Origin of the sequence: Mesorhizobium sp. B1-1-1 (assembly GCF_006442955.1) — a bacterium.
GTDB lineage: Bacteria > Pseudomonadota > Alphaproteobacteria > Rhizobiales > Rhizobiaceae > Mesorhizobium.
The window spans coordinates 71,797-97,705 of record NZ_VFWW01000005.1 but is presented as its reverse complement, the minus strand read 5'-3'; the positions used below and the strand labels follow the sequence as shown (position 1 = coordinate 97,705).

Below are 25,909 nucleotides of genomic sequence, written 5' to 3'. Positions count from 1 at the left end.
ATTCAATTTCCGGAACGGTGCGGAGGTAAGTACCCTACGGCGCCCCCCTCTGTCCTGCCGGACATCTCCCCCACGAGGGGGGAGATTGGCAATTTCGGCGCCCCACTCATTCCTGCAACGTCGTAGATTGGCGAAGGCGGTTGTGACAGCCAATCTCCCCCCAAGTGGGGGAGATGTCCGGCAGGACAGAGGGGGGCGCCGTAGAGCGCTGATTTATGCGATACGAATGACAGCAACCTTGCCAAGCAAAAAAACCTCGCCTGATAACAGCCGCAGTTCGATCTCGCCGGTCGCGCCACGGCTCCACTCGGCCTTGCCGCTCTCGACAAGCTCCCCGAGCGCAGCCATCACCAGCGACCGCGCATCTTTGGCGCGTCTGACGGCGCCGCGATGGGGGATCCCAATGTCCGCATCGGTGGTGGAAGACCTTGCCATCGCGCCCATTGCCGCTCCTCCTCAGGCCTCGCGGCCGAGCAGCGCGCGCTTGCGCTCCGCGCCCCAGGCGTAGCCGGACAGGGCGCCGTCCTTGCGGATCACGCGGTGGCAGGGAATGGCGACCGCGAGCGCGTTGGCGGCGCAGGCGCCGGCAACGGCGCGGGTCGCCTTCGGCGCGCCGATGCGCCCTGCTATCTCGGCATAGGAGACGGTGCGGCCGGCCGGGATGTCCCGCAGGGCCTGCCAGACGCGCTGCCGGAACGCGGTGCCGCGCAGGTCGAGCGGCAGGTCGAGACCAAGCCTTGGAGCCTCGACGAAACCGACGACGCGGGCGACGAGCGCCTCATAATCGCGGTCGGCGCCGATCAGGCGCGCCTTGGGGAAACGGTCCTGCAGGTCGCGCACCAGCGCGTCCGGGTCGTCGCCGAGCAGGATCGCGGCGACGCCCTTCCTGCTCGACGCGACAAGGATGGCGCCGAGCGAGCATTCGCCGACGGCGAAGCGGATCTCCTCGCTGGCGCCGCCGGCGCGGTAGCGCGTCGGCGTCATGCCGAGCATGCCGGCCGACTTCTCATAGAAGCGTCCGCTCGAATTGAAGCCGGCATCGTAGATCGCCGCTGTCACGCTGGCGCCGTCTTCCAGGCGCCGGCGCACCCTTTCGGCGCGCCGGGCGGCCGCGTAGTCCTTTGGCGTCAGGCCGGTGACGGCCTTGAAGGTGCGGTGGAAATAGCCGGCGCTGCGGCCGGCGGCGGCGGCCAGTTCACCGAGCGACGGTTCCTCCTCGCTCTGTTCGATCCTGCGGCAGGCCTCGGCCACCATCGCGGCGTTGCAGGCCTCGAGCGAAGGTCCGTCGGGATTGCAGCGCCGGCAGGCGCGAAAGCCGGTCGCCCTGGCCTCGTCCAGCGTGTCGTGGAGCTGCACGTTCTTCGGGTTGGCGCGCCGCGACGGGCAGGAGGGCCGGCAATAGACGCCGGTCGTCGCCACCGAATACCAGAAGCTGCCATCGGCCGATTTGTCGCGCGCCACGACTTGCGTCCAGCGCGGATCGTCGGCGACCGGCAGCGGCGCGGGTTTGAGATCCTTGGCAAGGGTGATGAACATGGCCGGCATTGAAGCCGCAGACGACCCGCGTCGCCACCCGTTTCCTGCCAATTGAGAGGTGGACGCGAGCGTATTCGTCGGGACACACAAAGGATATGACAAGATTGATCCGGAGAAGGTGTGATGGAAAACATTCGACCCCTTAAGACCGAGGCCGATTACGATCGGGCGATTGCCGAAATCATCCAATATTTCGAGAACGAGCCGGAAATCGGCTCTCTTGGCGATTACCGGTTTGATGTTCTCGCGACCTTGATCGACGCTTATGAGGATAAGCACTACCCTATCGAAGCACCCACATCCCGTTGAAGGTTATTCACTCACACATTCAACCTGTCGCGAAAGGCGAAAGCCGCCGCACCCGGTGCCCGATCGCTGTTCCCCGAGCCCTCGTTTCTACGCCGCCCGTTTGGGCTCGACCGCGAACGGGCTGAGGCCGAGCCAGGTCTGCATCTTCCTTGCGATGTGCTGATCTCCGGTCAAGGCGACCTTCGCGCCGGCCTTCTCGACGGTGATCAATCCCATCCAGATCGCCGTCATCGTGTGCAGGTCGGTCGAGACGTAGAGGTCGATATCGAAGCCCGGATCGTACCAGCACAGATCGACCTCGCCATGCTTTTCGACGATCAGCCACCACGACCGTTTGGACGCCGGCAGCTCCTGGTACAGGAATTGTATCACGGTGCGCCCGTCGGGCAGCGGCGAGGGGTTCAGATTGCGCCGCATGTCCCACATCAGCAGCGACGGATCGAGGTTCTTGAGGGACAGCCGGGACTCGACCCATTTCTGTCCCCAAAAGCCCATCGCCTCGACGACGGGGCGCAAATCCCGGCCGGCCTCCGTCAGCCGGTATTCGGAGATGCCCTTCTCGCCCGGCACCTCCTTGCGCTCGACGATCCCGGCGAGCTCGAGCTCCTTCAGCCGTTGCGACAGAAGGCTGGGCGACATTTTGGGGACGCCGCGGCGCAGGTCGTTGAAACGGGTCGAACCCGCCACCAATTCGCGCATCAGCACCATCGTCCAGCGGGTGCACAGCACCTCGGCGGCCATCGATAGCGGGCAGAACTGCTTGTATCCGTGCTGGGCCATGATCCGACGTCCTCCCTCGAAACTGGGCTGAACATTAGGCCTTCATGAAGGAAGCGGCCAGTACGGAAACTGTACCGGCCCGGTACAGATCGCGGACTGGCCGGCGCCGGCCCTGCCATGCGAGCCCTTTGACCGGCCGCGGGGATCTCCCCTGTGCGCCGTAACAGGGAGAAGACCATGACCACATACGTCATTGCAGACATCAAGGTGAAGAACCCGCAGTGGATGCCGGCCTACGCCGCATCGGTGCACGACCTCGTCCACAAGCATGGCGGCAAGTATCTGTCGCGCAGCGGCAATGTGAAGACGCTTGAAGGCAAGCCGCTCGACACCACTCTGATCGCGCTGATGGCATTCCCGTCGGAAGCGGCGGCGCGCGCCTTCGCCAACGATCCGGCCTACGCGCCCTTCGTCTCGGCCCGTCAGGACGGTAGCGACAGCCGCTTCCAGATGATCGACAACACAGACCTGGCGGGGACGATCCCGTATCTGCCGAAGGGATGAAGCTTTCCTCCATCCGTCGCATCGCTTTCGGGCTCTCCGAGCAACGACAATCACGGCGCTTGCCTGCCGCGCCTCCGTATTTCCGGCGGCCGGCGCGCTGGGCCTTTTCAAGAAGAATGGAATGAACATGATACGCAAATTCCACGACGGGCTTCTCATGGCGGGGGCCATGCTGGCCGTCTGCGCCACTTTCGCCCAGGCCCATCAGGACGAGGTCGCATTTACATCCGGCGCGAATCCACTGGCCGGTAAGGTGCGGGCGGCGAACGGCCGGTTCCTCGACGTCAAGGTCGCCACGGACGAAGGCTATGCGCCCATTCCCTGCGCCAGCGGCATCACCGGCGGCGCGATGGGCATTCACTATGTCAACGGGCAATACCTGAAGGACGACAAGATCGACATCGCCCGTCCCGAGGCCGTGATGTACGAGCCGATGGCCGACGGCACACTGAAGCTGGTGGCGGTCGAATACATCACCGCCAAGGGGCCGGCGTCACTGGACGGCCAATTGTTCAACTTCAACAGTGCGCCCAACCGTTACGGCCTGGGCGAATTCTACGAGCTGCATGTCTGGGCCTGGAAGGGCAACCCGACCGGCACCTTCGCCGACATGAACCCGAAAGTGTCGTGCGAACACGCGGTGGCGCCCAGCCAGTAAGCAATGAAGCCAGGCGGTGAAGGCCGCCTGGCTCGACGCTGTCCGCTCCGGCCCGTTATCGCGGCGCGGGATTAGGGGCCGCCGATCCCGTATCGGAAGACTGTTGGACCACGTCGGAAGCCTGCTGCCCCGATGCCGGTAGAACGAAGCGTCCGGTCAGGTACCAGAGCAGAGAGACCACGATGATCGACAGGTAGCCGTCCACGGCATAGTGCCAGCCGGTATAGACCGAGCCGAACAGGATGAGTGCGGCGAACGACCAGCCTGCAACGGCCCAGCGGCGACCAAAGCCGGTGAGGAAGAAGGCATTGAGCGTGACGATGGCGACATGCATGCTTGGCATCGCCGTGATGCCGCTGCCCAGCGCGGAGCTGCCGCTGTCGTGTGCATCGAGCAGATAGCTGGCGGCGAACCGCACCGGCAAGGCATACGGGTCTGCCATCAGCGCTGCGAGCACCCCGGCAAATCGGCTGCCGCCATAGAACCGGTCGTAGAATATCGGCCCGCTGGATGACAGCATGATTGGAAGAACGGTGCCACACAACACCATGGTGAGCGCGAACGCCCAGAGATAGCGGATGCGCCGGGCGGGACTGTTCCAGAAGGCGACGAAGAGCACGACGCCAAGCCATTGCATGAACCACCAGGACATATAGGCCTTGAAAACCAGCATGGAGGCGGGCTCTGAAACGATGCCGTGCGTCCATACCCAAGGATCGACGCCGTGCAGCCAACGATCGAGGTCGGCCAGCATGGGATCGGCATAGTAAGGCACGATCTCCGGTATGGTGATCCTGAATGTCGTGAAAGCGATGATGCCGAGAAAGAATAGCAAGACGACCCGCGCGGCCGCCGGCCCGCGTTCCTTGAGTATGTGCACCATGAATCTTGTCGGCCTGGGCCCGCCATACACCAATGCCGTCAACCCGAGGCCAACCACCAGCAGCACCGGCAGCAAGCCGAGGAATGTCCCGAAGTACTTTATGGACAGCAGAAGATATCGCTCAGGCCGCAGGCAAAGCGCCGTCGCGACGCAGACCAGGCACAGGCCCGTCAGCAGCCAGCTGCTTCTGGTTGTCGCCACGCCAAGATCAACAGTGGAAACCGATCGGAGATCGCCGCCCTGTGTTCCGGTGTGCCCACTCATGAGGGAGGTCCCGCCAGCTTTCGAACTTGTTATGATTGTTCTGGCGGCAACGTATTAATATCTTGTTGCACCCGTAATGGTGTCTGGTTTCCAATATAATACTCAATAGTGTAGTATTGTATTCAAATACGGGCTGAGGTCGATGGCGGTGCTGGCCCTGTGTTGGGTTGCTGCCAAGAGGCCTTTCGTCACGCACGTGCAATCGAGAGGGACCACTGCCTGGACGGCGATGGTCCCTCTCATTCAAGCCGCCTTGATCAGGCCGAGCTGGGTCAACGCCGCGACGCCGTCGTCGAGGCCGATCTCCTCGACGATCCTGCCGTCGATCACCTTCAGCACCGTGGTGCCGGTGAAGCGCATGGTGCGGCCGGTGGCGGCGGGCAGCGAACCGACGAGGAAATCGCTGAAGGCCGGACCGGCATGGGTGCCGCCGCCTTCCCACTGGCCGACGACATAGTCGCCTTCGGCGATGAGGTCGGCGGTGGCCCAGAAGTTGAGGTCCGGGAAGGCAGCGCGGAAATCGGTCATGAAGGCCTTGATGTCCTCGCGGCCGCGGCGCGGTTCATGCAGCGAATATTTGAGCAGCATGTCGGGCGCGGCGATGGCGTCGACGACGGAAAGATCGCAAGGTTTCACCCCAGAAATCAGTGAACCATCTAACGACGACGGCCTTGTTGTCTTCCTGTTTGGTCATGGGAAAAGTCCTCTTGTGTTTGCACGAGATCGCCAGGGCGGGCGGCGACCCCGCGCAAACACTAGGAGGATCGCCGGGCGGGCAAACTCCGCTTCTTGCCCGCCAATCGAAAGTCGGGACCGCAAGCGAGGAACGCGGCGGAGCCACCGGCGTGGTAACGCTTTCTTCTCTGGTTTTGCCGCAGATTGCCCCCGGCGGGGTTGGACGAAACGGAAGATGGCGGGTCAGGACAAGAAAAGCCGTGATGGAACGTTCTGGGAGAAGGCCCTGGAGCGCGCCCAACTTGGTGTCTGGGACTGGGACCTTCGGACAGGCGAGTGTTTCTATTCCGCCACCTGGGCGCGGATGCTGGGCTATGACGAAAGCGAGCTTGCCAACAGCAGCGACCTCTGGCTGCGGCTTACCCATCCCGACGATCGCGAGCAGGCGCTGGCCAGCGGCGACCGTCACATCGCCGGCCTGACCGACACCATCGAGACCGAGCTCAGGCTCCGGCACAAGCAAGGCCACTGGGTCTGGGTGCTCGACCGCGGCGGCATCGTCGAGCGCGACGGCGATGGCCAACCGATCCGGCTGATGGGCGTGCAGACCGATATTTCGAAACAGAAGGCGGCAGAGGCCGCGCTGGAACGGGTCAACATCCGCTTCCGCCTGGCGCTCGCGGCCAGCGGCACCGGCATCTGGCACTACGACATCGCCAGCAACAAAAGCTATTGGGATTCCCGCACCAGGGAAATTTTCGGCCTTGTCGCCGTTACCGACGAGGTGACGGCCGACCTATGGCACAGCTACCTGCATCCCGACGACAAGCAGGCGGCCGAACGCGCCCACAGGGCGCCGCTGGAAACCGACGGCGTCATTGCCGCGCAATATCGCATCATCAGGCGCGACGGCGATATCCGTCATGTCGAATCGCTGGTGCGTTTCGTCGCCGCCGCCGGTGCCGCCGGCCAGATCCTCGGCACGGTGCGCGACATCACCGAAGACAAGCTGCGCGAACAGGAACTGGCCCATGCCGCCCGCCACGACGCGCTGACCGGCCTGTGGAACCGCGCCGCCTTCGACAGGCTGCTTGGCGAGCATATCGCGGCGGGAGCGCCGCTGGCGGTGTTCTATGTCGATCTCGATTATTTCAAGGCGCTCAACGACTTCGCCGGGCATGCCGCCGGCGACCTGGCGCTGAAGAGCGTCGCGGGGGGCATGCGCGGCTGCCTGCCGCCGTCGGCGCATGCGGCGCGCCTGGGCGGCGACGAGTTCGCGCTGCTGGTGCCGCATTGCGACGCGGTGCAGGCCGAGCGGATCGCCGGCGCCGTGCTTGGGGCGGTGCGCGAGGCCGATCTCGGCCCGGCCGCGTCATCGCGCCGACTGGCGGCCTCGATCGGCATCGCCTTCATCGATGACGCCGCGACCACCGTGGCCGATGCGCTGGCTTGCGCCGACGACGCCTGCTACGCGGCCAAGGCGGCGGGGCGCAACCGCTTCGCGGTGTTTTCGGCCGCGGCGCGATCTGGGGCCGCCGGCCTCAATGCGGCGCGCATCGCAGCCGACACCGTCGATGCCATGGACGACGGGCGGCTGAAACTGTTCGGCCAGGAAATCCATCTCCTGGGAAAGCCATGGCAAGAGTGCCGGCACGTCGAAGTGCTGGCGAGGCTCGCCGCGCGCAACGGGCGGCTGGTGCCGCCGGGCGAATTCATCCCGGTGGCCGAGCGTTTCGGCATCGCCTCGAAACTCGACCGCTGGATCATTCGCACGGCGCTTTTGCGGCACGGACCGGCGCTGCGTGCCGGGGCGCTGACGCTGGGCTTCAACCTGTCGGCTCAGACATTGAGCGATCCGGGGCTGTGGGATTTCGTCGACAACACCATCGAGGAAACCGGTGCGCCGCATTCCGGCATCGGATTCGAGATCACCGAAACCGCGGCCGTCACCAATTTCGACGCCGCCGAGGACTTCGTGCGCAAGGCGCGCGAGCGACGCTGCCGGGTCAGCCTCGACGATTTCGGCGCCGGCATGAGCTCGTTCGAGTATCTCAGGCGCTTTCCCGTCGATGCGATCAAGATCGACGGCTCGTTCATCGAACATATCACCGACAGCCGCTTCGACCGCGAGATCGTGCTGGCGATGACCGGCATTGCCAGGAGCCTCGACTTCGCCGTGGTAGGCGAGAAGATCGAACGGCACGATACGCTGGCGATGCTCCAGGACATGGGGGTCGCCTACGGCCAGGGCTTCTTTCTGCATCGTCCCGAGCCGCTGGAGGCGATCGTTTCGCGCGCGACGGCCGGAACGCCCGGCAGGCGGCGCGCCTGAAGCGGGCAAGCCGCCCGCCAGAATCGCCGAGCCACTCCAACACTCCATTAGGCAATCCCGAAGAGCTGTTAAGCACGGCCCTGGAACGGCTCCGGGAGGTCGGCCGGGCGCGGTGGAACGATCACTGGCGGTCGGCGAACCGTGCCGATCGCGGAAACTCCAACACCTCTGCCTCCGATCGCCTGTGCTGCGCCTCCGCGACCGCTTCGATCAGCAGGTCGAGGGCTTCGCATGCCGAGCGGCTTGTCTCGTCGTCGCCGCGCAAATAGTGATAGGCGCGTTCGAGATGCACCCGGGCGGCTGAAAAATCGCTGGTCAATGATCCCTCCATTACCTCGCCCTAATATACCTTGGCCGGTCCGGCGGAACGCAGGGTAAATATCCACAGGCGGATTTTATTCAAATGCCGGGGGATTCCGGCAAGAAGGGCGAGGCGGTGGCTGTCAGGAGAGACAACGCCCAACCCCTTTGCCATGCCTTGCCACGCGGCTAGAATGCTACTCCCTTGTCCGAGGATGGCAGCCATGATCGTCCAGGCCTGCATCAATGGCGCACGACCGCGCGATTTTCATCCGAAATTGCCGCTGACGGCGCAGGCGATGGCGAGCGATGCGGCCGCCTGCATCGCCGCGGGCGCGGCCGAGCTGCACATCCATCCGCGCGGCGTGGACGGGCGCGAGAGTCTGGCCGCCGTCGACGCGACCGTGCTGGCGGTGCGCCGGGCCTGTCCCGGCACGCTGATCGGCGTGTCGACAGGCGCCTGGATCGAGAATGACGTCGAGCGCACCCGCGCCGCGATCGCCGGCTGGCGCGAACTGCCCGATTATGCTTCGGTCAATCTTTCGGAGGCCGACGCGCCCGCCGTGATGGAGCTTTTGCGCCAGCGCGGCGTCGGCATCGAGGCCGGCCTTGCCACAACGGAAGATGCCCAGCGGTTCGTCAGTCTTGCCGATCACGGCCGGGTGCTGCGCATCCTGATCGAGATCGACATACAGGAATTGCCCGCCGCACTCGCCGAGGCGCACGGCATCGCCGCCGCGCTGGACCGCGCCGGGGTGCGGCGGCCGATCCTGCTGCACGGCGCCGATGCCACGGTCTGGCCGTTCGTGGAGCTCGCGCGTCGAAGGCGCTGGTCGACGCGGGTCGGACTGGAAGACGGCAGGACGCTTCCCGATGGAAAGGTGGCGCTGGACAATGCGGAGATCGTCGCGGCGACGGCGGCGGTGTTTTGGTCGAAAACCTGAAGGGTCTCAAGCGCCTTGGCTGTGCAGCCGGTGCGACAAGCCGACCCGACCTGCTCCGCCATAAATCGTTCTCACTCGAGGCGCACTAAATAAAGGCAAATTCGGCCTGGCGCGGGGAGCCTTGTGCAACTGCCGCGGAGTTCCTGCATGTCACTGTCCGGTACCACAACTCGCTACGGAAGCCTTGCCCAGGCATTCCACTGGTTGACGGCACTGCTCGTGCTCATCGCCTTCCTGGTCTCGGCAGGCGGTCCTCCTACACGCGTTTATTCAGCGCCCAGGGCCTCGATGCTGCTGCTTCATGAATCGCTCGGCTTCGCGGTTTTCTGGCTGCTGGTGATCCGCCTGGCCTGGCGGCTGTTCGATCGCATTCCCGACGCTCCGTCCATGCCCGCCTGGATGTATGTCGGGTCGAAGGCGGTACATTGGGCGCTCTACGCGTTGATGTTCGCTGTGCCGGTGACCGCCATGCTCGGCGCATGGTTTGGCGGCCATCCGGTCACGGTGTACGGCTTCGGTCCGATCGGTCCGCTTTTCGCCCCATGGGACGTCGGCGCTTCGCTGGCGGAAATCCACGGCACGCTTGGGGACATCCTCATGTGGTTGGCCGGCCTGCACGCCGCGGCGGCCGTCTTCCACCACGTTCTTCTGCGAGATCGCGTGCTCAGCCAGATGCTGCCCGGCTTGGCTGCTCCAGAATGATCCGGATCGCCTGATCCACCACGGGATGCAGGCCGCTGGCCTGGAAGGACAGGCGGTTGCCGGAGCCGACATTGCTGGCCATGGCGATGGTAAGACCGGTCGCCGGATCATGCAGCATGACCGCGACATAGCCCGGAATGCTGCCCTGATGGCCGTAGAAGGCGCGGTCGGCATAGGCGCTCTGGAACATGCCGGCGCCGGTCTCGCGCATGCGGGTGCCCGGGAAGCTCGCCGGCACGCGGCGTTCGAACATCTCGGCGAAGAAAGGCGGCGACAAGAGCTTGCCGGAGAACAGGCTGCGCATGAAGCTCACCATGTCGGACGGCGTCGACACCATGTCGCCGCAGCCATAGGCGGCGCCGAATGGGAAGGAATCGGAAGAATCCTGCAATTCGTCGGAGTAGGGCAGCACGCCGTCCATGCGCCACATCTCGCCGCCGGAAGCGATGTCTGTCGGTGCGCCCGGCGCCAGCGGCGGCCGGTGGTAGTAGCCGCGCACCATCGACCTTTCCGGGAATGCTTCGGTGGCTGGCGACCAGGTGTTTTCCAGGGCGAGCGGCCGCAGGACCGCGCTTCTGACATAGGCGCCGAGCGACTGGCCGGTGACGGCCTCGATCACCATGCCGGCCAACACATAGCCGGTGTTGTTGTAGACAGCGGGTCCGCCCGGTGCCTTCTGTTTGTCGGAGGCGAAGGCGATGTCGACCAGCTGCTGCGGCGTCCATTGCCGGCCCGGATCCATCGGTATGTAATATTCGAATTCCGGCAGGCCGCTGCGATGGTTGATCAGCTGGCGCACCGAAATATTCCCTGCGCCCGGCAGATCCGGGAACCAGGAGGAGATCGGCGCGCCGAGCTCGAGCTTGCCGGTCTCGGCGAGCTTGACCAGGGCGGCGGCGACGAAGGTCTTGGTGCAGCTGCCGATCTTGAACAACTGGTCCGGTGTGACTGATGTGCCATGTGCGCGATCGGCTAGGCCCGCGGTGAGGGCGATTGGCGCGGCGCCTGTCGAATAGGCCAGCGAGGCACCCACCGCGCCGTCGGCGAGGTAGCTGTTGAGGAGGGAGGTCAGGTCTTTCGGCATTGATATCGCTTTCTTTTTTCCTTCTCCCCTGTGGGAGAAGGTGGCCTCGCGAAGCGAGGTCGGATGAGGGGTGCTCCAGGGAACACCAACGTCTCATTCCGCTGGAACACCCCTCAACCGTCTCGGCGCTGCGCGCCGATCCACCTTCCCCCACAAGGGGGGAAGGACAGGGAGCGCCTGCCCTCACTCAGCCACATCGACCGCCGCGAAATTCTGCCGGCCGAAGGGGTCGAGGATGTAGTTGAGCACGCTCTTGCGGATCGGGATCGCCACCAGCGAATGGGCGATCGGCGCCACCGGCACCTCGGCCTTCAGGATTGCCTGCGCCCTGCCGTAGATCGCGGCGCGTTCTTTCGGGTCGGCGGCGACGCGGCCTTCATCCAGCAGCTTCTCGAAATCCTTGTCGCACCAGCGCGACCGGTTCGAGCCACCCTTCACGCCGTCGCAGGACAGGAGATAGCTCAGCATGTTGTCGGGATCGCCATTGTCGCTGCTGCCGCCGAGCAGGAAAGCGTCCTGCTCGCCCGCGGCGGTGCGCTTGAGATATTCGCCCCATTCGAAGCTGACGATCTCGGACTGCACGCCGACCTTCGCCCAGTCGGCCTGGATCATCTCGGCCATGCGCTTGGCGTTGGGGTTGTAGGGGCGCGACACCGGCATCGCCCATAGGCTGATCTTGAGGCCGCTTTCGTGGCCTGCTTCCTTCAGCAGTTTCTTCGCGCCGTCGGGATCGTAGTCGATGCCGGCATCGGTGACGGCGCCGAGCTGCGCCGGCGGCACGACGCTGCCGGCAACCGTGCCGGCGCCGGCATAGACGGCATCGACGATTGCCTTGCGGTCGACGGCCTTGGCAAGCGCGGTGCGCACGCGGACATCGCCCAGCGGCTGATGTTCGACGTTGAAGCCGAGGATGCCGATATTCTGGCCCTTGAGGTCGAGGACCGTGATGTCTGGATCGGCGCGCAATTCGGCGACGGCACTGGGCGGGGGCGGGGCCGCCACCTGGCATTCATTGGCCTTGAGGCGCTCGACGCGGGTGGTCGGCTCGGGCGTGACGGCGAAGACCAGCGTGTCGATCTTCGGCGCGCCGCGCCAGTAATCCTTGTTGGCGGCGTAGCGCACCTGGCTGTCGGGCACATAGGCCTCGAGCATGAACGGGCCGGTCCCGACCGGCTGGCTGTCGATCAGCTCCGGCGTGCCGGCGGCCACCATCTTTTCGGTCTGCTCCAGCGACAAGATCGAGAGGTAGTCGAGCGCCAGCCCGGCCAGGAAGGTGACGTTGGGGGCCGTCAGCGTGAAGCGCACGGTGTAATCGTCGACCTTGTCTATTTTGTCGATCAGCGTGCCCATGCCCAGCGCGTTGAAGTATTCGTAAGAGCCGCCGCCGAGCTTGTGGTAGGGATTGTTGGCGTCGCGCTGGCGGTTGAACGTGTAAAGGACGTCGTCCGCGTTGAACTCGCGCGTCGGCGTGAAATGCTCGTTCGACTGGAATTTCACGCCTTGGCGCAGGTGGAATGTGTAGGTCTTGCCGTCCGGCGAGACATCCCAGCTCTCGGCCAGCGCCGGTCCGACTTCGGTCGTGCCCGGCTTGAACTCCACCAGCCGGTTGAAGATCGTCTTGGCGGCGGCATCCATGGTGGAGTCGGCGATGCCGATCGCCGGGTTGAAGGTCTCGGGATTGGCCTCCGAGCAATAGACGAGCGTCTTGGCATGAGCCTGCCCGCCGAGAAGGACGGACGAGGCCAGAAGGATCGAGCCAAGCACTGTGCGCAGAACGGTGGATTTCATCGCAAACGCTCCTGATGACACTTTTTCTGGTTGAGGGAAGGGCATGAAATTCATGGCTTCGCCGCCGGGGCCAGGAAGCGGTCGGGCGCCAGCCCCGCGGCGGTGACGCCAAGCGCGGTGACATCGTCGGGCAAGGGTTGGCCGCGCATCAGCGCCGAGCCGAGCCGCGCCAATGTCAGCGACACCTGGAAACCATAGCCGCCCTGGCCGCCGAGCCAGAAGAGGCCGGGCAGGCGCGGGTCGAAGCCGGCGACCGGCGTGCGGTCGGGCGCGAAGGTGCGCAGGCCGGCCCAGGGCGTCGACGGGCGGCCTATGCGCATGGACGTTGCCTGCTCGATCCGGTCGACGGCGATGGCGACGTCGATGTCTTCCGGCCAGGCGTCGCAAGGCTCGGAATCGGTTTCGTCGGCCAGCGAGCCGATCAGCCTGCCGGCGTCTGGCTTGAAGTAGAATTGTTCGTGCAGATCGACCACCAGCGGCCAGCCGGCAATGTCGGCGCCCGCGGGCGGGTCGAACAGGAAGGCGGTGCGCCGCTTGGGCTGGAAGCCGAGGCCGGTGAGCCCCGCCAGGCCGGCCACGACATCGACCCAGGCGCCGGCGGCGTTGACGACGATGTCGGCGGGATAGGCGCCGGCACTGGTGGCGACGCGCAGGCCATTGCCGGCGCGCGCGATCGCGCGCACCTCTTCGCTCGTGCGCATGATGCCGCCCCTGGCCTTCAGTGCCGAAGCGCAGGCCGCAAGCATCTTGCCGGTATCGACGTCCACCGCACCCGGTTCATGGACACCGCCGCATGTGGTTTGCGGATCGATGACGGGAACCAGCGCATGCAGCTCAGCGGCGGAGAGGCGGCGTACGCTCGGCACCATGGCCTGCAATTCGCCGGCCAGCCGGTCGACGGCCGCGCCGTCATCGGCGCGGCCGACATGCAGCGCGCCACGTTGATGCGCGACGAAGCCGCCGTCGAAGATCGCCCGGCGGCTCGCCAGCGTCAGCGCGCGCACCAGGCGGTTGCCATAAGTCTCGGTGAACAGGGCGGCCGAGCGGCCGCTGGCATGATAGCCCGGCTGGCTCTCGCGCTCGATGAGGGTGACGTCGGCCCAGTCCGCCACCTCGGCGGCAAGCGAGAGGCCGGCAATGCCGCCGCCGATGACGACGATTTTCGGGAGTGAATTCGACTGCATCGTTCAGTCGTAAAAATAATTTCTTATCCAGTCAATATTTAGCGTATAAGAAAATTGTTGGCGTTGTTGATGACGGCGGGAAGTTCAATTACCTAGGATGGAGCGGCGCGATCCCGCGGCATGGAGCTGATATGTCGGAGCAACCGAAGCTGGGTGATTGCCTGCGCGGCTTGAGGAAGACGCATGGCTGGACCCTCCAGGAGGTGAGCAGGCTCACCGGTGTCGCGGTGTCGACGCTGTCCAAGGTCGAGAACGACCAGATGTCGCTGAGCTACGACAAGCTGCTGCAGATCTGCGAAGGGCTCGGCATCCATGTAACGGAACTGCTCAGCGGCGACCGCAAGCAGCCGGCGGCGCGCACCCGCCGCTCCGTGACGTCACCGTCCAACACACTGCGCCAACTGACCCGCAATTACGACTACCGGTACCTGGCCACCGACCTGGTGCGCAAGCGCATGGTGCCGATCCACGCCTATGCGCGCGCCCGCACGCCCGAGGAGTTCGGGCCGCTGACGAAACATGCCGGCGAGGAATTTTTGATCGTGCTCAAGGGCGAGATCGAGCTGCACACCGACCAGTACGCGCCGGTGCGGCTGAAACAGGGCGAGAGCGTCTATATCGATTCCACCATGGGCCACGCCTACCTCTCTGTGGGCGACGGCGACGCCGAAATGCTGTGCGTCTGCTCCGGCGACGAGCCCGACATGGAAGGCACGCTGCTCAGCGTGCTGGAGACGGTGGAAGGATAGGGCGGTTGGCGCGTCGCATTTTTCTGCAGGTCGGTTCAGCCTTTCTGGTTCGAAGCGGCCGACGAAACCGGCTATATGACCGCTGAGACGAAATTCCCGCCAACCCGAGAAGGAAAACCCAATGAGTTCAGAAAAAGTGGCTGTCATCGTGGCCGGCGGCAGCGGCATGGGGGCGGCAGCGGCCAAGCGGCTGGCGGCGGACGGGTTCAAGGTCGCCATCCTGTCTTCGTCCGGCAAGGGCGAGGCGCTGGCCAAAGAACTGGGCGGCATCGGCGTCACCGGCTCCAACCAGTCAAACGAGGACTTGCAGCGCCTCGCGGACTTGACGCTGGAGCGCTATGGCCGCGTCGACGTGCTGGTCAACAGCGGCGGCCACGGGCCGCGCGCGCCGATCCTGGAGATCACGGACGAACAGTGGCACGCCGGCATGGACGTCTACCTGCTCAACGTCATCCGGCCGGTGCGCATCGTGGCGCCGCAGATGGTCAAGCAGAAGGCCGGCGCCATCATCAACATCTCGACCGCCTGGGTGGTGGAGCCGAGTCCGATGTTCCCGACCTCGGCCGTGTTCCGCGCCGGCCTTGCCGCCTACACCAAGATCTTCGCCAATACTTATGCAGCGGACAATGTGCGCATGAACAATGTGCTGCCCGGCTGGATCGACAGCCTGCCGGCGACGGAAGAACGCCGCGACTCCGTGCCGATGCAGCGCTACGGCACGTCGGAAGAGATCGCCGCGACCATCGCCTTCCTGGCTTCGGACGGCGCCGGCTACATCACCGGCCAGAACATCCGCGTCGACGGCGGGATCATTCGCGCTATTTGAGGCGGGTCCGGGAGGGGAGGCCTGTCCGACGCGCGCCGCGGAGGGGGTCCGGCATCCCGCCTGGCGCGACGACATCTCGCACCAAGGAGGAAAAATGCGGCTTCTGATACTTGGCACCGGCTGGATGGCGCAGGAACATGCACGGCAATTCAGCGCCATCGATGGCGTCGACATTGTCGGGGCCGTCGACCTCGATCCGGCGCGCGTCGGCGAATTCGCCGACGGCTTCAACATCCCCAACCGCTTCACCGCGCTGGACGAGGCGCTCAAATGGGGCGCTTTCGACGCCGTGGCCAATGTCACGCCGGACCGCATCCACCACCCGACCACCATGCAGCTGATCGCGGCCGGCAAGCCGGTGCTGTGCGAGAAGCCGCTGGCCGAGAATTTCGGCAAGGCGATCGAGATGGCCGAGGCCGCCGAGAAAGCCGGCATCGTCAACATGGTGAACCTCACCTACCGCAATGTCGCTGCGCTGCAGAAAGCCCGCCGGATGGTGCAGGCCGGCGAGATCGGCACGGTCCGGCATGTCGAGGCGTCCTATCTGCAGAGCTGGCTGGTGTCGAAATTCTGGGGCGACTGGCGCAGCGACCCGAAATGGCTCTGGCGGCTGTCGCGCGGCCACGGCTCCAACGGCGTGCTTGGCGATGTCGGCATCCACATCCTCGATTTCGCCAGCTATGGCGCGGCCCTCGGCATCGATCATGTGTTCTGCCGGCTGCGTTCCTTCGACAAGGCGCCGGGCAACCGCATCGGCGACTACGGGCTCGACGCCAATGACAGTTTCGCCATGACGGTGGATTTCTCCAACGGCGCCTTCGGCGTGGTGCATGCCAGCCGCTGGGCGACCGGCCATCTCAACGAATTGCGCCTGCGCATCTATGGCGATCGAGGCGGTCTCGAAGTGGTGCACAATCTCGACGGCTCGTCGCTCAAGGCTTGCCTCGGCGAAAATGTCGACGACGGGATATGGGAAGAGCTCGACGCCGGCACGGTGGCCACCAACTACCAGCGTTTCGCCGACGCGGTGCGGACCGGCGTGCAGGCCGAACCGTCCTTCCGCCACGCCGCCGAACTGCAGAAGGTGCTGGATCTGGCCGTGGTGTCGGACGAGAAGCGGGCGGAGCTCGCGGCGAGCGCGCAGACGCGGTGAGGGTGGCGCCTTCCTCTCAGGGACCGGTCACGAGGCCAAAAACCAGTTTTTGCAAATTGCCGCCATTGCCGAATTCGACGCGGTCGAAATCGCGGCTTGCCCGCCGCTGCGCCTGCGACAATTCGGAGAGGCGCCTGGTCATCTCGGTCCGGATCTTGGCGCATTTGGGATCGTCGGCAACGCTGAGGCCGACGGTCGCCGCCTCGATCTTGCGCACCATGGCGATGATATCGGCGCCATGCACTTTCTCATGGGCGGCGACGCCGGCGATGAAGCTGTCCCAGCTCTTCTGCACGGCCGGCGGCAGGGAGCCTGACGGCTTCGGCAAGGCATAGGTGATGATCAGCTTCGGCCTGGCCGATGCCAGGACGCAATCGCCGCCCTTGTTCTGGTAGTCCCTGGTCCAGGTCAGCTTGAAATTGGTGTAGGCGATGGTGCGCGTTTTGGCGCCGCGGATCAGCGGTCCGTTCTCGCCGATCGACCGGTAGAGCTCCTGTCCGGTCCGGCCTGAAATGGCGTAGGGCTCGACCGTCTCGACGGGCTTCCATTGTGCATGGGCGGCAAGCGGCAAGGCGAGCACCGCGACCAGCGACAGGCACAGACGAACACACGCTCTCAACACCGCTCTCCGCGAAACCAGGACCGGCGCCGACGCCAATGCCATCTTGTGGCTTTTCCTATATGCTGCCGGCGGGTGCTGCAAATGTGTTGGAGGGAGGCGCTGGCGCCGTGCGGCAAGACCAGGATGGGTATGGGGTTGAAGAAGTTCCCTCGGTTCGTCATCCTAGGGCGGAGCAAGGAGCGAAGCGACGCGGCGCAGACCCTAGGATCCATGCCGTGACACCTGCCGAAGAATGCAGCGAATCAGGATGTTCTCCCAACGCATGGCCCGATAGCCCCGACACATGACCGGCTATGTCTACATGACCGCCAGCCAGAAGGCCGGCACCATTTACATCGGCGTCACATCGTATGCCAGAACACAAGTCGGGCCAGGGTTCGCGCTTCACCAGCCAATATGGCGTGCAGCGACTGGTCTGGTACGAGGAGTATTTCGATATCACGGACGCCATCCAGCGCGAGAAATCGCTCAAGCGCTGGCGGCGGCAATGGAAGGTCGAACTGATCGAAAAGGCCAATCCTGAATGGTTCGAGCTATTTCGTGGAACAGGATGGTAGCCAGTGGCCACTTCGTCCTCGGGTTGACTCGGGGCATGTCGCGGGGCTCGGTGATCGAAATTCCGCACGGTAGCGGCGCTCCCATGTCACGGCATGGATTCCAGGGTCTCCGCGACGGAGCTTCGCTCCTGCTTCGCCTAGGATGACGAAGATAGGGTGGGGCTTCCGAACCAACGGCCTTGCCGGCGCCGGCGTGTCGCCGTAAGTCGTGCTCATGATCACCTTCCGCAAGGCCCTGGCCTCCGACCTGCCTGCCCTCGTGGCCATGCTGGCGGACGATCCGCTTGGCGCGGCCAGAGAGGATGCCTCGCTGCCGCTGGCGCAGGGCTATGTCGATGCCTTCAACGCCATCGATGCCGACCCCAACCAGTTGCTGGCGGTGGCGGTCGATGGCGCCGACGTGGTCGGCACCTTGCAGATCAGCTTCCTTGCCGGGCTGTCGCGCAAGGGCGCCTGGCGCGGTCAGATCGAGGCGGTGCGGGTCGCCGGGCACCGCCGTTCCGAAGGCATAGGCAGGCTGATGATCGAATGGGCTGTTGATCAATGCCGGGCGCGCGGTTGCGGCCTCGTCCAACTCACCACCGACAAGACCAGAGCGGACGCGCACCGCTTCTATGAAAGCCTCGGCTTCACCGGCACCCATCTCGGCTACAAGAAGACCTTGTAGCGCAGGCGGGGCCGTCGCTTTCCGCTAAGGCGGGCGGCTGGCGCATGCGGGAAGGCTAGCAGGCCCTATTCAATTTGCGGCGAGACCAGATATAGGTCAGCTAAGTTGACCTATATTCGATGCGTCCGGGGAGGCGTGCTTGACCCTTATGAACCTGTTGGCGTCGCGCTCCTCGCGCATGAAGGCCTCGGAAATCCGCGAGCTGCTGAAGCTGCTCGACCAGCCGGACATCATCTCCTTCGCCGGCGGCATTCCCGATCCGGCGCTGTTTCCGGCCGAGGCGATCCGCGACGCCTATGCCGACGTGCTCGGCGGCAGCGAGGCGGGGGCGGCGCTTCAGTACCAGGTGAGCGAGGGCTATCTGCCGCTGCGGCGATGGATTGCCGGCCAGATGGGCAAGCTCGGCGTCGCCTGCGAGGAAGCCAACATCTTCATCACTTCGGGTTCGCAGCAGGCGCTCGATTATATCGGCAAGCTGCTGCTGTCGCCCGGCGACACCGCACTGGTGACGTGGCCGACCTATCTCGGCGCGCTGCAAGCCTTCAACGCCTATGAACCGCGCTACGACCGGCTGCGGCCGGAAGGCGGCAACATGACGCCGGATGCCTATCGCGCGGCGGCGGCGGCGAATGGCGGCCGGGTCAAGTTCGCCTATCTGGTGCCGGATTTCGCCAACCCGACCGGCAACACGCTGGACAGGCAGCAGCGCGAGGCGGTGCTCGACCTTGCCGGCGAGCTCGACATCGCCATCGTCGAGGACGCCGCCTACCGGGCGCTGCGCTATGATGGCGAAGGCGTGCCGCCGATCCTGGCGCTCGACTGCGCGCGATCCGGCGGCATCGACAAGGCGCGCACGCTCTATTGCGGCTCGTTCTCGAAGATCCTGTCGCCGGGCATGCGCGTCGGCTGGGTCTGCGCGCCGCGCCATGTCGTGGACAAGCTGGTGCTGATGAAGCAGGCTTCCGACCTGCACAGCCCGTCGATCAACCAGATGGTGATGCACCGGGCGGCCGAAGCGGTGTTCGAGGCCCAGGTCGAAAAGCTGATCGGCGCCTATCGCGAACGCCGCGACGGCCTGCTCGGCGCGCTCGCGGCCAACATGCCGGAAGGCGTGACCTGGAGCCGCCCGGAAGGCGGCATGTTCGTCTGGGTAACGCTGCCGGAAGGCGCCGACGCCACCGCGCTCCTGGCGCGCTCGGTGAAGGAAGCACGTGTCGCCTTCGTGCCCGGCAATGCCTTTTATGCGGACGGCACCGGGCGCAACACGCTGCGGCTGTCCTTCACGCTCGCCAACCAGCGCGCGGTGAGCGAGGGTATCCCGCGGCTGGCGGCGCTGCTCAAAGCCTAAGGCGCCGGCCAGACGACGGTGCATCGCCCCAGCGGCGAACAAACCCGGGTTGCCCTGACTTGTTGTGGGTGCAAAATAGCCTTGTGTCCACGAACGCGGGTTCATGCGCCATGACCGACCTTTCCGGTATCTACCGCGACTACATTGCCTGCCTCAACCGGCAGGACTGGCCGAACCTCGGGCAGTTCGTCGACGACGACGTGTCCCACAATGGCAGGCGGATCGGGCTCTCCGGCTACCGCGCGATGCTGGAGAAGGATTTCGACGACATTCCGGATCTTCGTTTCGATATCCGGCTGCTGGTCTGCGATCCGCCTCATGTCGCGAGCCGGCTGATGTTCGACTGCACGCCCAGGGGGAATTTCCTCGGGCTTGCCGTAAACGGCAGGAAAGTGTCCTTCGCCGAGAACGTCTTCTATGAGTTTCGCGGCCCGAAGATCCGGCTCGTGTGGTCCATCATCGACAAGGCCGCCATCGAAGCCCAGCTTTGAAACACGAACCTCTCCTGGCGCGCTCGGTAAAGGAAGCGCGCGCCCCTTCGTGCCCGGCAGCGCCTTCTTCGCCGATGGCACCGGGCGCAACACGCTGCGGCTGTCCTTCACCTTGGCCGACCGCCGCGCGGTGACCGAGGGCATTCCCAGATTGGCCAAGCTGCTGAGGAACTAGCAACCGACCGGATTCCTGGCCCCGGGGCGTCAGGCCGGCTTGTCGGCAGCCCTTGTGCGCCTGGCAAGGCGTGCGGTAAATGCGGGCGTGCCTTTGCCGGTCGAATGAGGATGTCATGGTCTCCGCAACGCCCAGAGTGACGCTGCTTCTCGGCAGCGCGCCCGACGTCGTGCGCTGCGCCGCCTGGCCGAAGGAGACCTTCGCCAGCATCGTCGCCATCAACAATGCCTGGCGCGTGCGCCCCGACTGGGACGTGCTGGTGCATGCCGGCGATTTCCCGTCCGACCGGATGCCGCCTCTGGAACCGCTGCGGCAGGCCGAGATCTTCAGCGCCGCGCATTACGTGCCGGCCCAGAATACTTTCGGCGGCTTCGTCTATGCCGGCGCCACCATGTCGCTGACAGCGGCCTATTGGGCCGTCCACAGCCAGAGGCCGGACGTGCTCGCCTTCCTCGGCTGCGACATGATCTACGACACGGCCGGCGACACCCATTTCTACGGCATCGGCCGCGCCGACCCGCTGCGCGACGATGTCACGCTGCAGAGCCTCGAGGCCAAATCCGCCCGCATGCTCATTCATGCGCTGCGACGCGGCACGCTCTGCATCAACCTGTCGGACCTGCCGCAAAGCCGCCTGGTCTTCCCAAGGCTGTCCTTCGAGGAATTGCGGGTACTGTCCCCCGAGCGCCTCGCCGGCATGAAGATGGATGCGCGTGCGGGCATCCATCAGCATAGGGTCGAAGCGGCCGAGCAAATCGAGCGCGAGCTCGGCTATTTCTACGAGGATGGCATGTACTGGAACCATCTCGACGAAATCGACCGCGCGCAGCTAGCCGACATTGACCGGCTCTGGATCTCGGCGATCGGTCCGGCTGAGCCGACCGAAGAATGCAGCGCGGCGGAATAGCGCCGTCCGGCAGCTTTTGTTGCAGGGACCAGCAATTCCCGCGGCTCCCACCAGCAGTTTCGCGCCAAATTGCCTAATTTCGGGCCGCTTTTCGGCTAAACTTGTCGGCATCTTGGCTGGAAGTGGAGGAAGCCATGAGCTTGCGCCTCGGTTTCGCCGTGCTGGTGCTGTTCGGCCTCGCCAATCAGGCGGCGGCTTTCGAGATTTCAAGCCCGTCGGTTTCCAACGGCAAATGGGCCGAAAAATATCTCGGCGACAAGGCCGGCGGCTGCAGCGGGCAAAGCGTATCGATCGCCTTGAGATGGAAGGACCCGCCGGCAGGCACCAAGAGCTACGCGCTCACCATGTTCGACCCCGACGCCGGCGGCGGCAAGGGTTTCTGGCACTGGCTGGCCTGGAACATCCCGGCAAGCGCGAAGGGCCTGGCCGAAGGGGCGGGCTCGAAGCGCGGCAAAGGCTTGCCCAAGGGTACGGTGCTCGGCAAGGGCGGCATCGGCCGTGCAGGTTATTTCGGGCCATGCCCGCCGCCCGGCAGCGGCACGCATCACTATGTCTTCACGCTCTATGCGCTCGGCGCGCCGAAGCTGCGCGCGCCGGAGAATCCCTCTCCGGAAATGGTGGCAGTGGCCGCGAAGAGCCAGGCGCTCGGCGAGACCAGCGTGACGTACACCTATGGGCGGTAAGCATGACCGGTTCAGGCAGTCGCCCGGGCCACCAGCGCATTGACGACGCTGTTGGCAAACACGTTCCAAGAGATCGTTTGAATTCCGTTCCGGTGGCCATCTGGCGGCTTTGCGCGCGGCCTCGGCCGGCGCGTCAGCGCGTCCAGAAATCGCGATGCGGCGCGATCAGCTCGTCCTCGATCTCGGGGAAGGGGCCAAAGACCTCGATCTTCTTCTGGCCCGAGGCGAGCACTGTGCGCGAGGGCAGGCTCATCGTCGGATTCTCGGCGTGATCGCCGGTGAGCGCCAGGAGCTTCGTCTCCTCGAAGCCGTAGACCAGGCGGCCGATATTGGCCCAGTAGAGCGTTCCGGCGCACATCGCACAGGGTTCGCCGGTCGAGACCAGCGTGCAGGACCAGAGGAAATCCGGCTCGTAGGCAGCCGCGGCGCGCCGGGCAAGCTCCGTCTCGGCATGGCGCACCGTGTCGAGATTTCCCTGGCGCATAAGCACGCGATCGTCCGGCCCGACCAGCACGCAGCCGAACGGATGATGGCCGTGCACGGCCGCCTCGCGAGCGACGGCGTCGGCGGCATGGAGGTGGGCGAGCATCTGGTCGCGGGTCATTGCGCAATCCTAACACGACGGGCGAGGAGAGGAACCGACACCCGGCGACCGGCTTCGTAGGGCTGAGAGTGCGCCGATCGGCGGGCATTGGCAAGCTTCGCCCGGCGGGCAAAACCCGAGCGCGGGCCATCGCCTGATCAGGCGAATGAGGTTTGAAGCACTGTTCTCCGCTCTCGTATCCCTGTATACGAAATTGAAATGATCTGTTTGAGGAATTGATGAGCCCACCGCCTGGAACCGTGCCGTTTTTCAGCCAGTGGGAGACGCCCCGATATGACTTTGGCCGTCCTTGCCGATGGCGCCGAGGTGGCGCTGCGGCGCGATCCGCTGTGGGAGAACTCGGGCGCGCGCACACTCGACGAATACGCGCTGTGGGCAGCCAATGTCTGCGGCATGGCGTGCCTCAAGATGATCCTGGCGGCGCGCGGCCAGATCGTGCCGACCATCGAACTGGCCAGGCGCTGCACCGGATATGGCGGTTATGTCGTCACCGAACGATCGATCAAGGGCCTGATCTACGCCCCCTTTGTCAGCTTCGTGAAGGCGGAATTCGGCCTGGAAGCGAAGGTGATGACCAGTGTCGCTACATCGGATATTCCGGCGATCCTCGGGCAGTCGCGCTTCTTCATCGCCTCGGTCAGCAGTTCGATCCGCTGGCCCGAGCGCGAGCCGCCGTCCAAGGGCGGCCATCTGGTGCTGGTCATGTCGGCATCGGATGAAGGTTTTCGCTTTCACAATCCGTCCGGCCATACCGGCGCCACACAGGCGAACGCAGTGTTGGCGGCCGCCGATTTCGATCGCTTCTTTGCCAATCGCGGCATTGCCGTCAGCATTTGATCTTGTGGGATTTCGATGAAGGACAAGGCTTTTCAATGAAGAACAAGATTAGGGTCGCCGTCCTCTATGGCGGACGTTCGGCCGAGCATGACGTATCGCGCCTTTCGGCCGCCAATGTGCTGAAGGCCATCGACCGGACGCTTTACGAGGTGGTCCCGATCGCCATTTCCAGGGACGGAAGATGGCTGCTGCAACCATCCTCCGAGGCTGGCGACGACAGAGCCGGGGCACCGGTGTCTGAGGACGGCGTGGAGGTCGCATTGTTGCCCGGTGGCAGAGGCAGGCTGGTGGCCGCACGGGGCGGCGGAGCACAGCCCGACCTGCCGCCGGTCGACGTCGTCTTTCCCGTGCTGCACGGTCCTTTCGGCGAGGACGGCTCGGTGCAGGGCTATGCCGAGGTCGCCGACGTCGCCTATGTCGGCTGCGGCATTCTCGCCTCGGCCGCCGCCATGGACAAGGATGTCGCCAAGCGGCTGCTGCGCGAGGCCGGGCTGCCGGTTGCCCGTTCCGTCACCGTGCATCGAAACGATGTCGGGCCGTTCCAGGAGATCGCCGGCGCGCTCGGCCTGCCTTTCTTCGCCAAGCCGGCGCGCCAGGGCTCGTCGTTCGGCGTCAGCAAGGTGAACGACCGGGACGGCTTCGAACGGGCCGTCGAGACGGCTTTCCGCTACGACGGCAAGGTCCTGATCGAAGAGTTCGTCGACGGCCGCGAGATCGAATGCTCGGTGCTGGAGCGGGCCGACGGAACGCTGACCGTATCGCTGCCCGGCGAAATCATCCCGGCCGGCAAGCACGGCTTCTACACCTATGAAGCCAAATATCTCGACGCCGACGGCGCCGTGGTGAACGTGCCCGCCGATGTCCCGGCCGCCGTCGCCGACAAGGCAAGGGAGATGGCCGCGCGGGCTTTCCAGGCGCTCGGCTGCGAGGCGATGGCCCGCGTCGACTTCTTCCTGCGGGCTGACGGCTCGCTGCTGGTCAACGAGGTCAACACGCTGCCCGGCTTCACCGACATCTCGATGTATGCCAAGGCGCTGGCGGCGATCGGCATCGGCTACAGCCAGGTCATCGACGTGCTGATCGAGCACGCACTGGCGCGGCATGCCGCGCGAAAGTCCTGACGTTCGGCGCGGCATTGACGGCGGATCACGCGAAGCTAGTTAGATTCGAGCCCTTGGCGAGAGGAGAGCTTGCATGGAAGAACTGCATCGCGGCCGGCTCATCGATCATATCCAGCTAGTGGTCAGGGACATCGCCGCCAGCCGCCGCTTTTACGAAGCAGTATTTCGAGTGCTCGATATTCCGATCGGCGGCAGCGCCGCCGATTATTTCTGGGCCGACGAGCTTTTCATTTCAACCGCCGACAGCCGCGCGGCTCGGGGAGAGTTGACCGGTCGCCATCACCTGGCATTCCAGGCGAAAGACCGCGCCATGGTCGATGCGTTCTATAAGGCCGGGCTGGACGGCGGCGGCAGGGACAATGGCGGGCCGGGTGAACGCCGGTACCACCCCGGCTACTACGCCGCTTTCCTTCTCGACCCGGACGGCAACAACATCGAAGCGGTGCATCACGGGGCGGCCAACCGCAGTGCCGCCTCGGTGAAGATCACGTTCTAGAATGCGCCGACAAGAGGCGGGTGGTTTTGCTTTGATGTGGCCGGTCTCGTTGATCCCGATCGGGTGGAGGGAGCTCGATCCACGCGGAGGCGACCCGTCCGTGGGGCAGGCCTTGAAGGCCATGTGAGGCATAGTTACATCAACCATTAAGCGTGCGTTTGCACGCGAATACAACGCTTTGGCCAAGCTTCATCTATGGAGGTTGTCATGGCAAATACACTCATGGAAGGAAAGAAAGGCCAGGACTGGCTCAATCTGGTCCTTGCCGTCTGCCTGTTCATCTCACCCTGGATAATCGGCTTCGCTGCTGAAACCGCTCCCGCATGGAACGCCTGGATTGTCGGCGTCGTGCTGGGCGCGGTGGCCGTGGCGGCGCTTGCCGCCTTCGCCGAGTGGGAGGAATGGGTAGGTGTCGTTCTCGGGCTCTGGCTGATCGTGTCGCCCTGGCTGCTCAAATTCATGGCGAACACGAATGCGATGGCCACCCACGTCATTCTCGGCGTGCTGGTGGTTGCCGTATCGGGTTGGGCCGTCTGGGACGTCCGTCACCCGCACGCACATGCGTGACCGCTGACCAAGGACGGGGCCGGCGCGCGAGCGGGGCCCCTTCCGGCTTTGAACGTCTGCCCATTGCGTTTGCCGCCGGCTGCGAAGGGCAGGGTCGCCGGCTTGCAATCTGAGGCCAGGCCATGGATTTCGACGGACCGAACGCCATATCCTGCACAGCATA

The 25,909-nt window shown here is 65.0% G+C and carries 27 protein-coding genes and 4 pseudogenes; 20 read left to right on the top strand and 11 right to left on the bottom strand.

Annotation, left to right across the window (positions count from 1 at the left end; genetic code table 11):
- Positions 1-213 precede the first annotated feature (213 nt).
- A complete protein-coding gene (locus FJ986_RS11255) occupies positions 214-444 on the bottom strand; it encodes a hypothetical protein (protein WP_140674285.1) in 231 nt (76 codons plus the stop codon).
- 12 nt (positions 445-456) lie between these two features.
- On the bottom strand, positions 457-1,536 hold the full coding sequence (gene ada / locus FJ986_RS11250; protein ID WP_181168370.1) for a bifunctional DNA-binding transcriptional regulator/O6-methylguanine-DNA methyltransferase Ada: 1,080 nt from the start codon (positions 1,534-1,536) through the stop codon (positions 457-459).
- Between the two features lie 123 nt (positions 1,537-1,659).
- Here ada and FJ986_RS11245 point away from each other — a divergent pair, with 123 nt between their 5' ends.
- The gene (locus tag FJ986_RS11245) at positions 1,660-1,845 is read left to right on the top strand and encodes a transcriptional regulator (RefSeq protein WP_140500052.1); all 186 of its coding nucleotides are present in this window, start codon (positions 1,660-1,662) and stop codon (positions 1,843-1,845) included.
- An 87-nt stretch (positions 1,846-1,932) separates the two neighbouring features.
- Here the strand turns inward: FJ986_RS11245 and FJ986_RS11240 are convergent, their stop codons facing one another.
- Positions 1,933-2,625: a helix-turn-helix domain-containing protein gene (locus FJ986_RS11240; protein WP_140500050.1), complete on the bottom strand. Its 693-nt coding sequence runs from the start codon at positions 2,623-2,625 to the stop codon at positions 1,933-1,935.
- Between the two features lie 177 nt (positions 2,626-2,802).
- On the opposite strand from FJ986_RS11240, the gene FJ986_RS11235 reads away from it, so the two are divergent.
- A complete protein-coding gene (locus FJ986_RS11235) occupies positions 2,803-3,129 on the top strand; it encodes a DUF1330 domain-containing protein (RefSeq protein ID WP_140500048.1) in 327 nt (108 codons plus the stop codon).
- A 121-nt stretch (positions 3,130-3,250) separates the two neighbouring features.
- Entirely contained in the window at positions 3,251-3,787 is a 537-nt protein-coding gene (locus FJ986_RS11230; protein WP_181168369.1) for a hypothetical protein, read from the top strand.
- Between the two features lie 55 nt (positions 3,788-3,842).
- Here FJ986_RS11230 and FJ986_RS11225 read toward each other — a convergent pair whose 3' ends face one another.
- Together FJ986_RS11225 and FJ986_RS11220 are read right to left on the bottom strand one after the other, a co-directional pair.
- Positions 3,843-4,934 carry a phosphatase PAP2 family protein gene (locus FJ986_RS11225; protein WP_140561097.1) on the bottom strand — a complete coding sequence of 364 codons (1,092 nt, stop codon included), beginning with the start codon at positions 4,932-4,934 and terminating at the stop codon, positions 3,843-3,845.
- A gap of 243 nt (positions 4,935-5,177) precedes the next feature.
- Positions 5,178-5,628, bottom strand: a pseudogene (locus FJ986_RS11220) (ester cyclase).
- Between the two features lie 216 nt (positions 5,629-5,844).
- Here FJ986_RS11220 and FJ986_RS11215 point away from each other — a divergent pair.
- Positions 5,845-7,941 carry an EAL domain-containing protein gene (locus FJ986_RS11215; RefSeq protein WP_140674281.1) on the top strand — a complete coding sequence of 699 codons (2,097 nt, stop codon included), beginning with the start codon at positions 5,845-5,847 and terminating at the stop codon, positions 7,939-7,941.
- A gap of 121 nt (positions 7,942-8,062) precedes the next feature.
- Here FJ986_RS11215 and FJ986_RS11210 read toward each other — a convergent pair whose 3' ends face one another.
- The gene (locus tag FJ986_RS11210; RefSeq protein WP_181165267.1) at positions 8,063-8,260 is read right to left on the bottom strand and encodes a hypothetical protein; all 198 of its coding nucleotides are present in this window, start codon (positions 8,258-8,260) and stop codon (positions 8,063-8,065) included.
- Positions 8,261-8,465: 205 nt separating this feature from the next.
- Here FJ986_RS11210 and FJ986_RS11205 point away from each other — a divergent pair, with 205 nt between their 5' ends.
- Both FJ986_RS11205 and FJ986_RS11200 read left to right on the top strand, forming a co-directional pair.
- A complete protein-coding gene (locus tag FJ986_RS11205) occupies positions 8,466-9,185 on the top strand; it encodes a 3-keto-5-aminohexanoate cleavage protein (RefSeq protein ID WP_140500040.1) in 720 nt (239 codons plus the stop codon).
- A 147-nt stretch (positions 9,186-9,332) separates the two neighbouring features.
- Positions 9,333-9,887: a cytochrome b gene (locus FJ986_RS11200; RefSeq protein WP_140500038.1), complete on the top strand. Its 555-nt coding sequence runs from the start codon at positions 9,333-9,335 to the stop codon at positions 9,885-9,887.
- On the opposite strand, the gene FJ986_RS11195 is transcribed toward FJ986_RS11200, so the two are convergent.
- The 3 genes from FJ986_RS11195 to FJ986_RS11180 form a co-directional block, all read right to left on the bottom strand.
- Positions 9,850-10,971 carry a serine hydrolase domain-containing protein gene (locus tag FJ986_RS11195; RefSeq protein ID WP_140557849.1) on the bottom strand — a complete coding sequence of 374 codons (1,122 nt, stop codon included), beginning with the start codon at positions 10,969-10,971 and terminating at the stop codon, positions 9,850-9,852. The two genes, FJ986_RS11200 and FJ986_RS11195, sit on opposite strands and share 38 nt — an antisense overlap.
- 183 nt (positions 10,972-11,154) lie before the next feature.
- Positions 11,155-12,759, bottom strand: coding sequence for an ABC transporter substrate-binding protein (locus FJ986_RS11185; protein WP_140674279.1), 1,605 nt, complete (start codon positions 12,757-12,759; stop codon positions 11,155-11,157).
- Between the two features lie 50 nt (positions 12,760-12,809).
- Positions 12,810-13,943, bottom strand: coding sequence for an FAD-binding oxidoreductase (locus FJ986_RS11180; protein WP_140674277.1), 1,134 nt, complete (start codon positions 13,941-13,943; stop codon positions 12,810-12,812).
- A gap of 131 nt (positions 13,944-14,074) precedes the next feature.
- On the opposite strand from FJ986_RS11180, the gene FJ986_RS11175 reads away from it, so the two are divergent.
- The 3 genes from FJ986_RS11175 to FJ986_RS11165 all read left to right on the top strand — a co-directional run bounded on the left by FJ986_RS11175 (position 14,075) and on the right by FJ986_RS11165 (position 16,671).
- Positions 14,075-14,692 (top strand): XRE family transcriptional regulator, encoded by a 618-nt coding sequence (locus FJ986_RS11175; RefSeq protein WP_140516014.1) that lies wholly within the window; start codon positions 14,075-14,077, stop codon positions 14,690-14,692.
- A gap of 121 nt (positions 14,693-14,813) precedes the next feature.
- Positions 14,814-15,518 carry an SDR family oxidoreductase gene (locus tag FJ986_RS11170; protein ID WP_140630682.1) on the top strand — a complete coding sequence of 235 codons (705 nt, stop codon included), beginning with the start codon at positions 14,814-14,816 and terminating at the stop codon, positions 15,516-15,518.
- Between the two features lie 94 nt (positions 15,519-15,612).
- On the top strand, positions 15,613-16,671 hold the full coding sequence (locus FJ986_RS11165) for a Gfo/Idh/MocA family oxidoreductase (protein WP_140521504.1): 1,059 nt from the start codon (positions 15,613-15,615) through the stop codon (positions 16,669-16,671).
- A gap of 16 nt (positions 16,672-16,687) precedes the next feature.
- Here the strand turns inward: FJ986_RS11165 and FJ986_RS11160 are convergent, their stop codons facing one another.
- Positions 16,688-17,335, bottom strand: a complete 648-nt coding sequence (locus FJ986_RS11160) for a DUF922 domain-containing protein (protein ID WP_140561090.1) — start codon at positions 17,333-17,335, stop codon at positions 16,688-16,690.
- A gap of 241 nt (positions 17,336-17,576) precedes the next feature.
- Here FJ986_RS11160 and FJ986_RS11155 point away from each other — a divergent pair.
- The 7 genes and pseudogenes from FJ986_RS11155 to FJ986_RS11125 all read left to right on the top strand — a co-directional run bounded on the left by FJ986_RS11155 (position 17,577) and on the right by FJ986_RS11125 (position 22,121).
- Positions 17,577-17,850: pseudogene (locus tag FJ986_RS11155) on the top strand (GIY-YIG nuclease family protein).
- Between the two features lie 214 nt (positions 17,851-18,064).
- Positions 18,065-18,517: a GNAT family N-acetyltransferase gene (locus tag FJ986_RS11150; protein ID WP_140500024.1), complete on the top strand. Its 453-nt coding sequence runs from the start codon at positions 18,065-18,067 to the stop codon at positions 18,515-18,517.
- Between the two features lie 148 nt (positions 18,518-18,665).
- Positions 18,666-19,865 (top strand): PLP-dependent aminotransferase family protein, encoded by a 1,200-nt coding sequence (locus FJ986_RS11145; protein WP_181177974.1) that lies wholly within the window; start codon positions 18,666-18,668, stop codon positions 19,863-19,865.
- Between the two features lie 110 nt (positions 19,866-19,975).
- Positions 19,976-20,356, top strand: coding sequence for an ester cyclase (locus FJ986_RS11140; protein ID WP_140670981.1), 381 nt, complete (start codon positions 19,976-19,978; stop codon positions 20,354-20,356).
- Positions 20,357-20,402: 46 nt separating this feature from the next.
- Positions 20,403-20,531: pseudogene (locus FJ986_RS11135) on the top strand (PLP-dependent aminotransferase family protein); the annotation flags it as partial.
- 115 nt (positions 20,532-20,646) lie between these two features.
- Positions 20,647-21,438, top strand: coding sequence for a hypothetical protein (locus tag FJ986_RS11130; protein WP_140670979.1), 792 nt, complete (start codon positions 20,647-20,649; stop codon positions 21,436-21,438).
- A 134-nt stretch (positions 21,439-21,572) separates the two neighbouring features.
- On the top strand, positions 21,573-22,121 hold the full coding sequence (locus FJ986_RS11125) for a YbhB/YbcL family Raf kinase inhibitor-like protein (RefSeq protein WP_140500017.1): 549 nt from the start codon (positions 21,573-21,575) through the stop codon (positions 22,119-22,121).
- A gap of 133 nt (positions 22,122-22,254) precedes the next feature.
- Here FJ986_RS11125 and FJ986_RS11120 read toward each other — a convergent pair whose 3' ends face one another.
- Positions 22,255-22,725, bottom strand: coding sequence for a nucleoside deaminase (locus FJ986_RS11120; RefSeq protein ID WP_140582381.1), 471 nt, complete (start codon positions 22,723-22,725; stop codon positions 22,255-22,257).
- A gap of 218 nt (positions 22,726-22,943) precedes the next feature.
- Here FJ986_RS11120 and FJ986_RS11115 point away from each other — a divergent pair.
- From FJ986_RS11115 to FJ986_RS11100, 4 genes and pseudogenes are all read left to right on the top strand, one after another.
- Positions 22,944-23,562, top strand: a pseudogene (locus tag FJ986_RS11115) (C39 family peptidase).
- Positions 23,563-23,597: 35 nt separating this feature from the next.
- Positions 23,598-24,683: a D-alanine--D-alanine ligase family protein gene (locus tag FJ986_RS11110; RefSeq protein WP_140515992.1), complete on the top strand. Its 1,086-nt coding sequence runs from the start codon at positions 23,598-23,600 to the stop codon at positions 24,681-24,683.
- 73 nt (positions 24,684-24,756) lie between these two features.
- A complete protein-coding gene (locus FJ986_RS11105) occupies positions 24,757-25,179 on the top strand; it encodes a VOC family protein (protein ID WP_140500011.1) in 423 nt (140 codons plus the stop codon).
- Between the two features lie 207 nt (positions 25,180-25,386).
- A complete protein-coding gene (locus FJ986_RS11100; RefSeq protein WP_140500009.1) occupies positions 25,387-25,746 on the top strand; it encodes an SPW repeat protein in 360 nt (119 codons plus the stop codon).
- Positions 25,747-25,909: the final 163 nt, after the last annotated feature.